Origin of the sequence: Saccharothrix coeruleofusca (genome assembly GCF_017876325.1) — a bacterium.
In the GTDB taxonomy this organism is placed as follows: domain Bacteria; phylum Actinomycetota; class Actinomycetes; order Mycobacteriales; family Pseudonocardiaceae; genus Actinosynnema; species Actinosynnema coeruleofuscum.
The window spans coordinates 2,697,850-2,710,307 of the sequence record NZ_JAGINV010000001.1; the positions used below are offsets into that span (position 1 = coordinate 2,697,850).

The following is a 12,458-nucleotide window of genomic DNA, read 5'->3' on the forward strand; positions in this document are numbered from 1 at the left end:
GGCGACGGCAAGCCGACGGCCCCGGATGCCCACTCGTGGATTCAGAGGTCGTGACATGGTTTCTCCTGGTGTGCTGATCGTCGGCGCCGGCGTCGCCGGCCCCGCGCTGGCTCATTGGCTCGCCCGTTCCGGGTGGCGGCCGACGGTCGTCGAGCGGTCGAGGGAACTGCGCTCCGGTGGCAGCGCGGTGGTCCTCAGGGGGCCGGCACTCGCAGTAGCGGACGAGATGGGCATTTCGCCGCGGCTGCGCGAACTCAGGACACGCGCCACCCACGTATCGCTCCTGGACGCCGGCGGCCGACGGATCGCGCGGTTTCCGCTGAACCCGGACCCGTCGCGAGCGCTGGAGGTCACCCGGTCGGATCTGTCCGCGGTGCTCAACCGCAGAGCGGCCGATGACGCCGAGTTCGTCTTCGACGACACGGTCACCGCCATCGAGCAGGACGATTCCGGCGTCGACGTCACCTTCCGCCGTGCCGCACCCCGCCGGTTCGACCTGGTGATCGGCGCCGACGGCATCCACTCCGCGGTGCGCGGACTGGTGTTCGGCCCGGAACGGGGCTTCACGACCGACCTCGGCATGCACGGGGCGACGGTGCCGTTGGCGCCCGACGCGATCGACGACCCGAGCGAAATGACCGTCCTGGGTGCCCCCGGCCGGATGCTGGCACTCCATCCGTCGCGGGACACGCCGCTGGTGAACTTCACGTTCCGCGCGGCGCCCGCGCACGGGTACGACCGCCACGACGTCGCCCTGCGCAAGCGGATGGTGGCCCGGGCCTACGCCGGCGTGGGGTGGCGGGCACCGGAGTTCATCGCCGCCTACCGGGAGCACCCGGCACCCTACTTCGACCCGCTGACCAACGTACGTCTGGCGAGGTGGTCCCGAGGCCGGGTGGCCCTGCTCGGTGACGCGGCCTCCGCCACGGCATTGCTCGGCGACGGGTCCAGCATGGCGATCGCCGGAGCACATGCGCTCTCCCTGGCGCTCGCGGCTCATCCGGGCGACCACGCGCGCGCCTTCCGCGTCTACGAGGCCAAGCACCGGCGGGAGGTGGAGAAACGCCAGCGGCGCGTCGGCCTGCTCGCCTCGCTGATGGTTCCACGGACACGCCACGGACTCGCCGTGCGCAACGCCGTCGCCCGTGCCGCGGGCTTCGGACGCGGTCGGCAGGCACAACACGCGGAACCCGCTTGAGCCGCTTCAACGACGGGCTCATCCCGGCCGGGGCGGGGCGGCGGGCATCCCACTGGACGGAACGGTACCGTCCCGTCGTATAGTTGAACGGACGGGACCGTCCCGTCCGTTCGATTCAGGAGTGCCCGATGCCCCACCGCAGCGTCCACGAACTCGTCGACCAGGCCCTGGAACTGGTGCTCGCCCACGACATGTCCGGCTTCGCCGACCTGTGGGCGGCCGACGGGGTCCTGGAGTTCCCCTTCGCCCCCGCCGGCGCCCCCCAGCGCCTGGAGGGCCGCGAGGCGGTGCGGGAGTACCTGCGCGACTACAACGACACCGTCGACCCGCGCGAGATCACCTCCCGCACCACCCACACCACCACCGACCCGGACACCGTCGTGGTCGAGCTCGAGATCGCGGGTGTCGTGGTGGGCACCGGCAAGCCCTACCGGATGCGCTACGTCGCCGTGATCACCGCCCGCGACGGCCGGATCGCCTCCTACCGCGACTACTGGAGCCCGCAGGCCGCCGCCGAGGCACTGGGCGGGACCTCCTCCTTCGCGGGCGCCCGGTGAACACCCTGGTCATCGGCGGCACCGGCACCACCGGCAGCCGGGTCGCCGCCGCGCTGCGCGAGCGCGGCGCCGGACTGCGCGTGGCCACCCGCCACCCGCGCCCGGACCGGCCCGACCAGGTCCGCTTCGACTGGGCCGACCCGGCCACCCACGACCCCGCGACCGCGGAGGTCGACCGGGTCTACCTGATCCCGCCGCTGGGCGCGGTCGACCCGCTGCCCGTGGTCGAGCCGTTCCTGACGCGGGCGGTCGACCGGGGCGTGCGACGGGTGGTGCTGCTCAGCTCCTCGGCCGTGGCCCCCGACACCCCAGGGCTGGGCGCGCTGCAGCGGGCCGTGCGCGACCTGGTGCCGCAGTGGGCGGTGCTGCGGCCCTCCTGGTTCCTGCAGAACCTGACCCGCGAGCACGTGCTGGCCCGGGGCATCCGCGAGCGCGGCGAGATCGTCACCGCCACCGGCTCCGGCCGGGTGGCGCTGGTCGACGCCGACGACATCGCCGCGGTCGCGGTGCGCGCGCTGCTGGACCCGGTGTCCCACGACACCGACCACGTCATCACCGGCCCCCGCGCGGTGGACTACGCCGAGGTCGCCGAGACCATCACCGAGGTCACCGGGCGCCCCGTGCGGCACCGGTCGGTCAGCGCGGGCGAACTGACCGCCCTGCTGGTCGCCGACGGGATGCCCGAGCCCTTCGCCGCCGTGCTGGCCGCGCTGGACGAGACCATCCGCGACGGCGCGGAGGACCGCGTCACCACCACCGTCGCCGACCTCACCGGCCGCCCGCCGCGCTCGCTGCGCGAGTTCGTCACCGCCCACCGCGACGCCTTCGCCGCCTGACCGCGCGTCCCCGTCCCCGCCGACGCGGGGACGGGGTGGCGCCACTTGTCGGAGCACCCGCCACCCGGACCGGAGCCGGCGCGCGAGGTCGGCGCCCGGGGGCAACGCGCGGAGGTCAGCGCGCCGGCGCCACCAGCCCGGTGCCGCCCGCGCGGGCGGCGTCGAAGCGCCGGGTCACGTCGGCCCAGTTCACCAGCGACCACAGCTTCTGCACGTAGTCCGGGCGGACGTTGCGGTACTGCAGGTAGTAGGCGTGCTCCCAGGCGTCGAACACCAGCACCGGGGTGGTGTTCACGCCGACGTTGCCGTGGTGGTCGTAGACCTGCTCCACGACCAGGCGCCGCGACAGCGGCTCCCACGCCAGCACGCCCCACCCCGAGCCCTGCACCAGCGTGGTGGCGGCGGAGAGCTGCTTGGCGAAGGCGTCGAAGGAGCCGAAGTGCTCGTCGATCGCCGCCGCCAGTTCGCCGTCGGGCCGGTCGCCGCCGTCGGGGCTCAGGTTGTCCCAGAACATCGTGTGCAGCACGTGCCCGGACAGGTTGAACGCGAAGGTCTTCTCCAGGCCGACGATGCCCGAGAAGTCCCCCTTCTCCCTGGTCTCGGCCAGCCGCTCCAGGGTGTCGTTGGCGCCCTTGACGTAGGCGGCGTGGTGCTTGCTGTGGTGCAGCTCCAGGATCTCCCCGGTGATCGCGGGCTCCAGCGCCGCGTAGTCGTAGGGCAGATCCGGCAGCACGTACTGGCTCATCGACTCTCCTCGCACCGCATCGGTCCTGCCGCCGCACAGTAGCAGTTGCAAGTAAGTGGCAATAGTGTTCAGGGGTCACCCGTCGCGTCGCACCGGTGACAGGGGGTCGTGGGCCCCCTACGCTCGGGCCGTGGCGATCACCCCGACCCGCGGCCCGCTGCGCTCGGCGCGCTGCGGCGCGGTCGGGGCCACCAGCGGGCTGCTGGCCGCCCTGGTGCACACCGGCGCGGCCGGGCAGCCTCCCCCGGCCCCGCAGGTGGTGGTGTTCACCGCGGGCGTGGCGTGGCTGGCGCTGCCCTTCGCCGACCGCAGGCGCGGACCCGGCGCGATCCTGGCCGTGGTCGGCCTGGTCCAGCTCACCGCGCACCTGTCGCTGTCGCTGCTGTCGCACCCGCACCGGCTGGTGCCCACCCCCGCGATGGCGCTGGGCCACCTGGTCGCCACCCTGCTGGTCGTCGCCGTGCTCACCGGTGCGGAGACCGCCGTGTTCCGACTGGCCGCCGCACTGGCCGCCGCACTGCCCCGCAGACTCGCCCCGCCGCCCGCCACCGCGGCGCTGCGCATCCCCATCGCCGCCCACCCGCTGCCGCCGGTGCGCGACGTGCTGCGCCGCCGCGCCGCACCCCGCCGCGGACCGCCCGCCCACTCCTGAGAGATCCCCCACCCGCCCGCGCAGGCGCACGGGCGGTCCCCCGTCGTCCCCGGATGTCCAGGAGTTCGGCCATGACCAAGCCCTGGCGCGGCCTCGTGCTGCGCTTCCACTTCTACGCGGGGGTCCTCGTCGGCCCCTTCGTGCTCGTCGCCGCCCTCACCGGCGTGCTCTACGCCCTGACCCCGCAGCTGGAGGACCGGCTCTACGCCGAGCAGCTGCGCGCGCCCGCCGCCGAGTCCTCGCTCACCCTCGCCGAGCAGGTCGACGCCGCGCGGGCGGCCCACCCCGGCGGCGAGGTCCTCGCCGTGCGGCCCGCCCCCGAACCCGGCGCCACCACCCGCGTGCTGTTCGCCGACCCCGACCTGGGCGAGTCCGAGCACCGCACCGCCTTCGTCGACCCCGCCACCGGTCGGGTCGTCGGCGACCTGGTCACCTACGGCACCAGCGGCGTGCTGCCGCTGCGCACGACGCTGGACCAGCTGCACCGCAACCTGATGCTGGGCGAACCCGGCCGCCTCTACAGCGAACTGGCCGCCTCCTGGCTGTGGCTGGTCGCGCTGGGCGGACTGGCGCTGTGGCTGACCCGCAGGCGCGCGGCCGCCGACAAGCCCGTGCGCCGCAGGCACGCCGTGCTGGGCCTGTGGGTGCTGGTGGGCGCGCTGTTCCTGTCGGCCACCGGCCTGACCTGGTCGACCTACGCGGGCGAGAACGTCGCCGACCTGCGCCAGGCGCTGGGCTGGAGCACACCCGCGCTGCACAGCGCGGGCGGGCACGCCGAGCACACCACCGCCACCGCCCCCGTCGCGGCCTCCCCCGAGGACGTCGACCGCGTGCTGGCCTCGGCCCGCGCCGCGGGCATCGACGGTGGCGAGGTCGAGGTCTCCCTGCCCGCCGGACCCGGCCAGGTGTGGAAGGTCGCCGAGATCGGCCGGGGCTGGCCCACCCAGGTCGACACCGTCGCCGTGGACCCGGCCACCTTCGCGGTGGTCGACCGGGTCGACTTCGCCGACTACCCGCTGGTCGCCAAGCTCGCCCGCTGGGGCATCGACGCCCACATGGGCACGCTGTTCGGCCCGCTCAACCAGGTCCTGCTGGTGCTGCTGGGCCTGGGGCTGGTCACGCTGGTCGTGCTCGGCTACCGCATGTGGTGGCTGCGCAGGCCCACCAGGGGCTTCGGCAGGCCCGTGCCGCGCGGCCAGTGGCGCAAGCTGCCCCGCGCCCAACTGGCGGTCGTGCTCGTGCTCGCCGCGGCGGTGGGCTGGTTCGCCCCCGTGTTCGGCGTGAGCCTGCTGGTCTTCCTCGCGGTGGACCTGCTGCTGGGCGCCCGCCGCACCCGCACCCGCGGGCAGCAGCCCGAGGAGCCGGAGGAGCCCGCGCTGACCGGCTGATCCGGCTGGCGCACGGTGAGCGGCGCGGGCCGGATCAGTCCTGCCAGCGCCGCTCGCCGTCCACGACCACCCCGGTGGGCGCCAGCCCGACCGAGCGCGCGACCGCCTCCGACGCGACGTGGCCGTGGCGCACGTGGGCGAGCACGCGCGCCACACCGCGCCCGCGCAGCCAGTCCACCATCAGCCGCGACGCCGCCCGCGCCACGCCCCGGCCCTGGTGCTCGACCCCGACCACCCACGCCACCTCCGCGCGCAGCCCCTCGTCCGCCTCCGCCACCGTGGCCTGCACGAAGCCCGCCGCCCGGCCGTCGTCACCACGGCGCACCACCCAGTTCAGCCACCACCGCCCGGCCTGGCCCACCGGGCCCGCGACCTGCGCGGCGTAGCGGCGGCGCAGCTCCTGCGCGGTCGGCGGCGCGCCGCCGGTGAACGCGTGCAACCGCGCGTCGGCCAGCACCGGGACCATCTCCTCGGCGTGCGACACCCGCAGCGGCTCCAGCAGCACCTCCGGCCTCTCCGGCGGCCCCTCCGGCGGCCCCTCCAGCGGCACCGCCGCCAGCAGCAGGTCCAGGCATCCGGCCCACGCCTGCGGCCGCCCCGCGCGCCGCGCCGCCTCCCGCACCCACTCCAGCACCTGCCGCGGCGGGGTCGAGCGCAGCTCCAGCTCCACCAGCTCGGCGATCTGCTGCGGCGAGGCCGCCGACACCAGGTGCTCCCAGGTCCGCTCCCGCACCCGCGGCCACTGCCCGGTGGCCGCGGCCAGGGCGCGCAACCGCCCGTAGGTCTCCGGGCAGGGCCGCAGCCGCAGCAGATCGCCGCACAGCTCCAGCGCCTGCCCCACCTCACCGTGGCGCAGGCACTCGTCGACGCCCAGGTCCGCCAGCCGCCCCGCCGCGCCCCGGCCGCCGGTGGCCGCCAACCCCCGGCGCACCCACTCCAGCGCCTGCGCGGGGCGGCCCGCCTCCCGCAGCACCGTGGCCACCTGCAGGTAGTGCCACCCCGAGGACAGGTCCCGGCTCAGCCGCAGCACCTGCAGGTCCACGTCCCCGGTGTGCTCGGCCAGCTCCTCCACCACCCGCAGCAGCGCCCAGCGCGCCCGGTCGTAGTGCCCGGTGCCGCCGAACCCGACCACCGGCAGCCGCTCGAACCGCGCCACCGCCTCGGCCCGGTAGCGGGCCAGCCCCCGCTCGCCCAGCGCCGCCGCGTACGGGGCCAGCCGCACCTCCGGCGGCTCGGGGAAGGCGGTCTGCAACCGCAGCAGCCAGTCCGCCAGCGTCTCGGGCGGCGGCGGATCGCTCTGGCAGGCCACCGCGTGCAGGTCCAGCACCCGGTCCACCAGTTCGGCGAAGGCCGCCCGGTGCCGGGGATCGACCCGGCCAGCAGCGCCTCGGCCACCCGCTCGGCCTGCACCCGAGCCCCCGGACCCCGCCGCACCACCTGCGACAGCTCCGCCACGACCGCCGACAGCTCGTCCCAGCGCCGCGCCCACGGCAGCTCCCGAGCCAGCACGTCGACAACCCGATCGGCTAACACCGTCACGGGAACATCCAACCGTAATCACCGACAGTGACCAACTGTGGTGATCAAATGCCGACGACCGTCCCAGCGGACGGGGTGTTCACACGGGAGGGGTGGCGGCCATGACCGGCCGCCACCCCTCCCGTCGGACCCGGCTCACTGCCTCGGCGGTCGGGGCGCCTCCTGCGACACCTCACCAGGCGCGTCCTGGGGCACCGCCAGTCCCGCCGCCGGGGACGCGGTGGGCGCCTCCAGCGACGCCGCCCGCGCCGACTCCAGCGGCCCCGGCACCTCCTGCCGCGCCACCGCCTCCGCCGCGCGCACCGCCTCGGCCACCGCCGGGTCCGGCGCGGTGTCGAACCACGACGCCACCGCCGGGTCGTCCTCCTCCGGCGACGAGGCGGGCGGCTGCTCGGCGGGCGGCTCGTAGCGGAACACCCCGTCCTCGCCCGGCGCGCCCAGCATCCGCGCGAACCCCTCCAGCGCCTTGCCGTAGTCGCTGGGCACCAGCCACACCTTGTTCGCGTCGCCCTGCGCCATCTGCGGCAGCGTCTGCAGGTACTGGTAGGCCAGCACCTCCGGGGTCGGCCTGCCCGCCTTGATCGCCGCGAACACCTTCTCGATCGCCTTGGCCTGGCCCTGGGCCTGCAGGTAGCGGGCCGCCCGCTCGCCCTGCGCCTTGAGGATGCGCGACTGCCGCTCGGCCTCCGCCGCCAGGATCGCCGCCTGCTTGGCGCCCTCCGCGGCCAGGATCTGGCTCTGCTTCTGCCCCTCCGCGGTCTTGATCGCCGACTCCCGCTGGCCCTCCGCGGTCAGGATCATCGCGCGCTTCTCCCGGTCGGCGCGCATCTGCTTCTCCATCGAGTCCTGGATCGACGGCGGCGGGTCGATCGCCTTGAGCTCCACCCGCGCCACCCGGATGCCCCACCGGCCGGTCGCCTCGTCCAGCACCCCGCGCAACTGGTTGTTGATCTGGTCGCGGGAGGTCAGCGTCTCCTCCAGGCTCATCCCGCCCACCAGGTTGCGCAGCGTCGTGGTGGTCAACTGCTCCACACCGACGATGTAGTTGGAGATCTCGTAGACCGCCGCGCGCGGATCGGTCACCTGGAAGTACACGACCGTGTCGATCGAGACGGTGAGGTTGTCCTGGGTGATCACCGGCTGCGGCGGGAACGACACCACCTGCTCGCGCAGGTCGATGCGCGCCCGCACCCGGTCGAAGAAGGGCACCAGGATGTTCAGCCCCGGCGCGGCGGTGGTGCGGTAGCGGCCGAGCCGCTCGATCACCGCGGCCGTGGCCTGGGGAATCACCAGCACCGACTTGAACAGCACGATCAGCGCGAACAGCGCGAGCACCGCCGCCACTACCAGTGTCGTGGTCAACTCTGCAGCCTCCACTCAGGACCCGGACAGCACCACGGCGGTCGCGCCCGAGATCTCGACAACGGTCACTTCCTCGCCCGGCTCGACGACCCTGCCGTCGATGGACCTGGCCGACCACACCTCGCCGCCGATGCGCACCCGCCCGCCGTGGCCGTCGACCCTGGCCACCACCACCGCGGTGCCGCCCACCAGCGCCTCCACCCCGGAGCGGTGGTCCAGCCCGCGCGTCATCCGCCGTCGCAGCGCGGGTCGCGCCCCCACCAGCAGGCCCAGCGAGACCAGGGCGAAGACCGCCGAGCCGACCAGCGCGTCCGCGCCCAGCGCCGAGGCCCCCGCCGCCCCCAGCGCCGCCACACCGAGCATGACCAGCACGAAATCGCCCGACAGCACCTCGGCGGCCACCAGGAGCACACCGAGGACCAACCAGATCACCGCGGCCACACCGCCATCCTGACACCCCGCGGCATCACCCGTGCGGGTTTCACCCGCTCGCGGGCGGTTCCGTGACGAAATCGATCAACCGCTCCACCGCGCCGATCAGCGGCGTCTCCAGGTCGCGGAACCCGCGCACCCCCGCCAGCACCCGCCGCCACCCCTCGTGCGGCTCGCCCCAGCCCAGCGCCGCGCACACGCCTTCCTTCCACGGCACGCCCCGCGGCACCTCCGGCCAGGCCGCGATGCCCACCGACGAGGGCTTGACCGCCTGCCACACGTCGACGTAGGGGTGGCCGGTGACCAGCACGTTCTCGTCACGCACGGCGGCCACCAGGCGGGACTCCTTGGTGCCCGGCACCAGGTGGTCCACCAGCACCCCCAGCCGCCGCCCCGGCCCCGTGCCGAACTCGGCGACCCGCTGTGCCAGCACGTCCACCCCGTCCAGGGGCTCCACCACCACGCCCTCCACGCGCAGGTCGTGGCCCCACACCCGCTCCACCAGCTCCGCGTCGTGCAGACCCTCCACCCAGATGCGGCTGTCGCGCGCGGTGCGCGCCCGCAGGCCCTCCACGCGCACCGACCCCGACGCCGAGCGCGAGGGCGCGGGCCGGGTCGCCGCGGGGGCCGGGCGCACCAGCGTCACCGGCCGCCCGTCGAGCAGGAACGCCGCCGGGCGCAGCGGGAACAGGCGGTGGCGGCCGTGCCGGTCCTCCAGCACCACCTGGCCGTGCTCGAAGCGCACCACCGCGCCGCAGAACCCCGACACCGGGTCCTCCACCACCAGCCCCGGCTCGGCCGCCACCTCCGGCACGGTCCGCCGCTTGCCACCCGAGAGCACGTCGCGGCCGTAGTCGTGTGATCGCACGGCCTCAGTCTCGCATCGGCCTAGCCACGGGGTCGGCAGGCGGTGCGCGTCGGCAAGTACCACCCGAGGCCGCCGCGAGGGCCGGTGAGTACTACCCGCAGGGGGTGCGGGGGGCGTGTGTCAGGCCGGCTGGGACGGGAAGTAGGGGGCGAAGGCGGCACACCAGGCGGCCAGCCGGTCGCCGTCCACCACCGCCGACAACGCCTCGATCCGCGCTCGCAGGTCCGGTCCGGCGTAGGCGAAGTCCACCGCGTCCACCGCCGGGTCGCCCACGCACGGACGGGGATCGATCACCACCAGCCCGCGCGCCCCGCCGTCGAGCACGTTGCCCAGGTGCAGGTCGCCGTGCAGCAGCCGGGTGGGCACGCGGTCGCCCGCCAACGCCGCGGCCGCGGCGTGCGCGGCGGAGTAGTCCTGCTCCGGGCGTCGCCGCCGGAACAGGTCGAAGATGTAGTCCACCCGCTGGGCCAGCGTGGGCAACCCCGGCGGTGGCGGCGGCGTGTGCAGCTCGCGCAGCAGGTCGGCCAACCGCCGCACCGGCACCGCCACGACACCGCCCGAGGAGCCCACCTGGGTCCCCGGCACCAGTCCCTCCAGCAGCAGCGCCCCGGCGGGCACGTCGGCCTCCAGCACCCGCACCACCCGCGGCGAGGGCTCCCAGGCCCGCAGCGCGGCGTGCTCCTCGGCGGCGATCGTCGTGTCCGGTGTCAGCTTGAGCACCACGGTCGTGCCCTCCCGCGTGCACAGCAGCGTGTGGGAGGTGCCGCCCGACATCGGCCGCACCACCTCCAGCCCCCAGCGCCGAGCCAGGGCGTCCACCAGGTCCGGCAGCGCCTCCAGCCACGCCCGCACCCCCGGCCCGAACCGGGACAGCAACCGCTCGCTCATCGACGACCCCCCATCTCAATCCAGTCGCAGGATGAACTCCTCGACCACCTCGCCGCGCGCCTCGGCGAAGCCCGAGTCCTCCCCGACCGCCACGAACCCGCACTTGTCCAGCACCCGCAACGCGCCCACGTTGTCCACCGCGGCGCGCGCGTACAACGGCCGGGTGGGCACCAGTGGCAGGAACCGCTCCAGCGCCGCGGTGGCCAGGCCCCGCCCCCAGTGCTCGGTGGCCATCCAGCAGCGGACCTCCGGCTCGCCGAACTCCGCCGAGCACAGCAGGTGCCCCACCACCTCGCCGTCGAACTCCACCGTGCGCACCAGGATGGTGTCGTCGGCCAGGATGCGCGCCCACCGCACCAGGAACCCGGCCCGGTCCTCGGCGTCACCGGAGGTGAACGCGGCCAGCCTGCGGGCGTCGGGATCGCGCTGGTGCTCGAAGAAGGTCAGCACGTCGGACTCGGTGACCTCGCGCAGCACCAGAGCGTTCACGGCGCCCAGTACACCAGCTCAGAACGCGGGCCAGGGGATGGCGGGCCAGTCCGCGGAGGGCTCCGGGTACACCCCGGCCGCCAGCAGCTTGTCGGTGCGCTCGGCCAGCGCGCGCACCTCGGCGCGGGTCAGGTGCTCGTGCAGCCGCCGCCCCAGCGGCCCGTCCAGGTCCCCGCCCAGCTCGGCGCGCAGCCGTCGCAGCGCCTCCACCGCGGGCGCGGGCAGCGGCTCGCCCAGCCACCCCCACAGCACGGTGCGCAGCTTGTCGTCGGTGTGCAGGCAGATGCCGTGGTCCACGCCGTAGACCGCGCCGTCGCCCGCGTGCAGCACGTGACCGCCCTTGCGGTCGGCGTTGTTGACCACCGCGTCGAACGCCGCCATCAGCGCCATCCGCGGGTGGTCGGCGTGCACCAGCAGCGCGGGCTCACCGAACCGGTCGTGGGCGCGCAGCACCGAGCGCCACCCCGGCGGCACCTGCTCCACCGGCACGATGTCGACCAGGTCCTCGTCCTCGCGGGTGTCCACCCACAGCTGCACCATGCCCTCGCCGAACGGGCCGGGCCGCAGCACCGTGGGCGGCACCAGACCCAGCCCGGCGGCCTCCGACACCAGGTAGGTGGCCACCTCGCGGCCCGCCAGCGTGCCGTCGGGGAAGTCCCACAGCGGGCGCTCGCCGCGCACCGGCTTGTACACGCAGTGCGCGGAGACCCCGTCCAGGGTGATGGCGCAGAACAGGGTGGCGTTGGAGGCGTCGACCAGCCTGCCCTCGACCTCCAAGCGGCCGCGGGCGAGCAGGTCGAGCACGCCGTCGTCGCCGGGACCCACGGCTGCGCTCAGCCCTCGTCCGAACGCCGGTAGCCGTTCTGCCTCGGGCAGATGTGGCCCTCCGGGTCCAGCGGCTCCGAGCACAGCGGGCACGGCTTGCGGCCCGCGCGCACCACCCGGTCGGCGCGCTCGGCGAACGCCCGCGCCTCGGCCGGGCTGAGGAACACCCGCACCGCGTCGGGCCCCTCCTCGGTGTCGTCGAGCACCACCGCCTCGTCGACCTCCTCCTCGGTGATCGCGAGCAGTTCGATGACCACGGCGCGGGACTCGGCGTCCCAGCCCAGGCCCATCGTGCCGACCTTGAACTCCTCCTCGACCGGCACCACCAGCGGTTCGGTGTCCCGGAGGTCGTCGGGGACCTCCGCAGGGACCTCCGCGCCGAACCGCCGGTGCACCTCCTCCAGCAGTGAGCCGATGCGCTCGGCGAGTACGGCGACCTGTTGCTTCTCCAGCGCGACGCTGACCAGCCTGCTCTCCTCGGAGGCCTGCAGGTAGAACGTGCGCTCGCCGGGCTGCCCGACGGTGCCGGCGACGAACCGGTCGGGCTGGCGGAATACGTGGATGACGCGTGCCATGACGACAACGACCCTAGGCCACCGGCCGGTGACCGGCAGCCCTCCCCCCGGCTTTCGCCCCGCGAGCCGCGCTCGGGTGCCCCGACGCACCCGCGACCCCTATA

The 12,458-nt window shown here is 74.9% G+C and carries 14 protein-coding genes; 5 read left to right on the plus strand and 9 right to left on the minus strand.

Annotated features, from left to right (window positions below; all coding sequences use genetic code 11):
• Positions 1 to 55: 55 nt before the first annotated feature.
• The 3 genes from JOF41_RS12440 to JOF41_RS12450 all read left to right on the plus strand — a co-directional run bounded on the left by JOF41_RS12440 (position 56) and on the right by JOF41_RS12450 (position 2,591).
• The gene (locus JOF41_RS12440) at positions 56 to 1,198 is read left to right on the plus strand and encodes an FAD-dependent monooxygenase (protein ID WP_209618842.1); all 1,143 of its coding nucleotides are present in this window, start codon (positions 56 to 58) and stop codon (positions 1,196 to 1,198) included.
• Between the two features lie 128 nt (positions 1,199 to 1,326).
• Positions 1,327 to 1,755, plus strand: coding sequence for a nuclear transport factor 2 family protein (locus JOF41_RS12445; RefSeq protein ID WP_189223617.1), 429 nt, complete (start codon positions 1,327 to 1,329; stop codon positions 1,753 to 1,755).
• A complete protein-coding gene (locus tag JOF41_RS12450; protein ID WP_209618845.1) occupies positions 1,752 to 2,591 on the plus strand; it encodes a Rossmann-fold NAD(P)-binding domain-containing protein in 840 nt (279 codons plus the stop codon). The genes JOF41_RS12445 and JOF41_RS12450 overlap by 4 nt, the downstream gene beginning before the upstream one ends.
• Positions 2,592 to 2,706: 115 nt before the next feature.
• On the opposite strand, the gene JOF41_RS12455 is transcribed toward JOF41_RS12450, so the two are convergent.
• The gene (locus tag JOF41_RS12455; protein ID WP_189223615.1) at positions 2,707 to 3,336 is read right to left on the minus strand and encodes a superoxide dismutase; all 630 of its coding nucleotides are present in this window, start codon (positions 3,334 to 3,336) and stop codon (positions 2,707 to 2,709) included.
• Positions 3,337 to 3,466: 130 nt separating this feature from the next.
• On the opposite strand from JOF41_RS12455, the gene JOF41_RS12460 reads away from it, so the two are divergent.
• Positions 3,467 to 3,988 carry a hypothetical protein gene (locus tag JOF41_RS12460; protein WP_209618850.1) on the plus strand — a complete coding sequence of 174 codons (522 nt, stop codon included), beginning with the start codon at positions 3,467 to 3,469 and terminating at the stop codon, positions 3,986 to 3,988.
• A 71-nt stretch (positions 3,989 to 4,059) separates the two neighbouring features.
• Complete coding sequence (locus JOF41_RS12465) at positions 4,060 to 5,376, plus strand: PepSY-associated TM helix domain-containing protein (protein WP_209618853.1); 1,317 nt, start codon at positions 4,060 to 4,062, stop codon at positions 5,374 to 5,376.
• A gap of 34 nt (positions 5,377 to 5,410) precedes the next feature.
• On the opposite strand, the gene JOF41_RS36980 is transcribed toward JOF41_RS12465, so the two are convergent.
• The 8 genes from JOF41_RS36980 to JOF41_RS12505 all read right to left on the minus strand — a co-directional run bounded on the left by JOF41_RS36980 (position 5,411) and on the right by JOF41_RS12505 (position 12,354).
• Positions 5,411 to 6,703 (minus strand): GNAT family N-acetyltransferase, encoded by a 1,293-nt coding sequence (locus JOF41_RS36980; RefSeq protein WP_307867394.1) that lies wholly within the window; start codon positions 6,701 to 6,703, stop codon positions 5,411 to 5,413.
• 347 nt (positions 6,704 to 7,050) lie between these two features.
• Positions 7,051 to 8,277, minus strand: a complete 1,227-nt coding sequence (locus tag JOF41_RS12475; protein ID WP_244989574.1) for an SPFH domain-containing protein — start codon at positions 8,275 to 8,277, stop codon at positions 7,051 to 7,053.
• Between the two features lie 15 nt (positions 8,278 to 8,292).
• Entirely contained in the window at positions 8,293 to 8,718 is a 426-nt protein-coding gene (locus tag JOF41_RS12480) for an NfeD family protein (RefSeq protein ID WP_307867395.1), read from the minus strand.
• A gap of 40 nt (positions 8,719 to 8,758) precedes the next feature.
• Positions 8,759 to 9,577 carry a DUF3097 domain-containing protein gene (locus tag JOF41_RS12485; protein WP_209618855.1) on the minus strand — a complete coding sequence of 273 codons (819 nt, stop codon included), beginning with the start codon at positions 9,575 to 9,577 and terminating at the stop codon, positions 8,759 to 8,761.
• Between the two features lie 120 nt (positions 9,578 to 9,697).
• Positions 9,698 to 10,465: an aminoglycoside phosphotransferase family protein gene (locus tag JOF41_RS12490; RefSeq protein ID WP_209618857.1), complete on the minus strand. Its 768-nt coding sequence runs from the start codon at positions 10,463 to 10,465 to the stop codon at positions 9,698 to 9,700.
• 15 nt (positions 10,466 to 10,480) lie between these two features.
• Positions 10,481 to 10,954 carry a GNAT family N-acetyltransferase gene (locus JOF41_RS12495; RefSeq protein WP_209618860.1) on the minus strand — a complete coding sequence of 158 codons (474 nt, stop codon included), beginning with the start codon at positions 10,952 to 10,954 and terminating at the stop codon, positions 10,481 to 10,483.
• A gap of 18 nt (positions 10,955 to 10,972) precedes the next feature.
• Complete coding sequence (locus JOF41_RS12500; RefSeq protein ID WP_209618863.1) at positions 10,973 to 11,779, minus strand: SCO1664 family protein; 807 nt, start codon at positions 11,777 to 11,779, stop codon at positions 10,973 to 10,975.
• 8 nt (positions 11,780 to 11,787) lie between these two features.
• On the minus strand, positions 11,788 to 12,354 hold the full coding sequence (locus tag JOF41_RS12505; protein WP_209618867.1) for a DUF3090 domain-containing protein: 567 nt from the start codon (positions 12,352 to 12,354) through the stop codon (positions 11,788 to 11,790).
• Between the last annotated feature and the right edge of the window lie 104 nt (positions 12,355 to 12,458).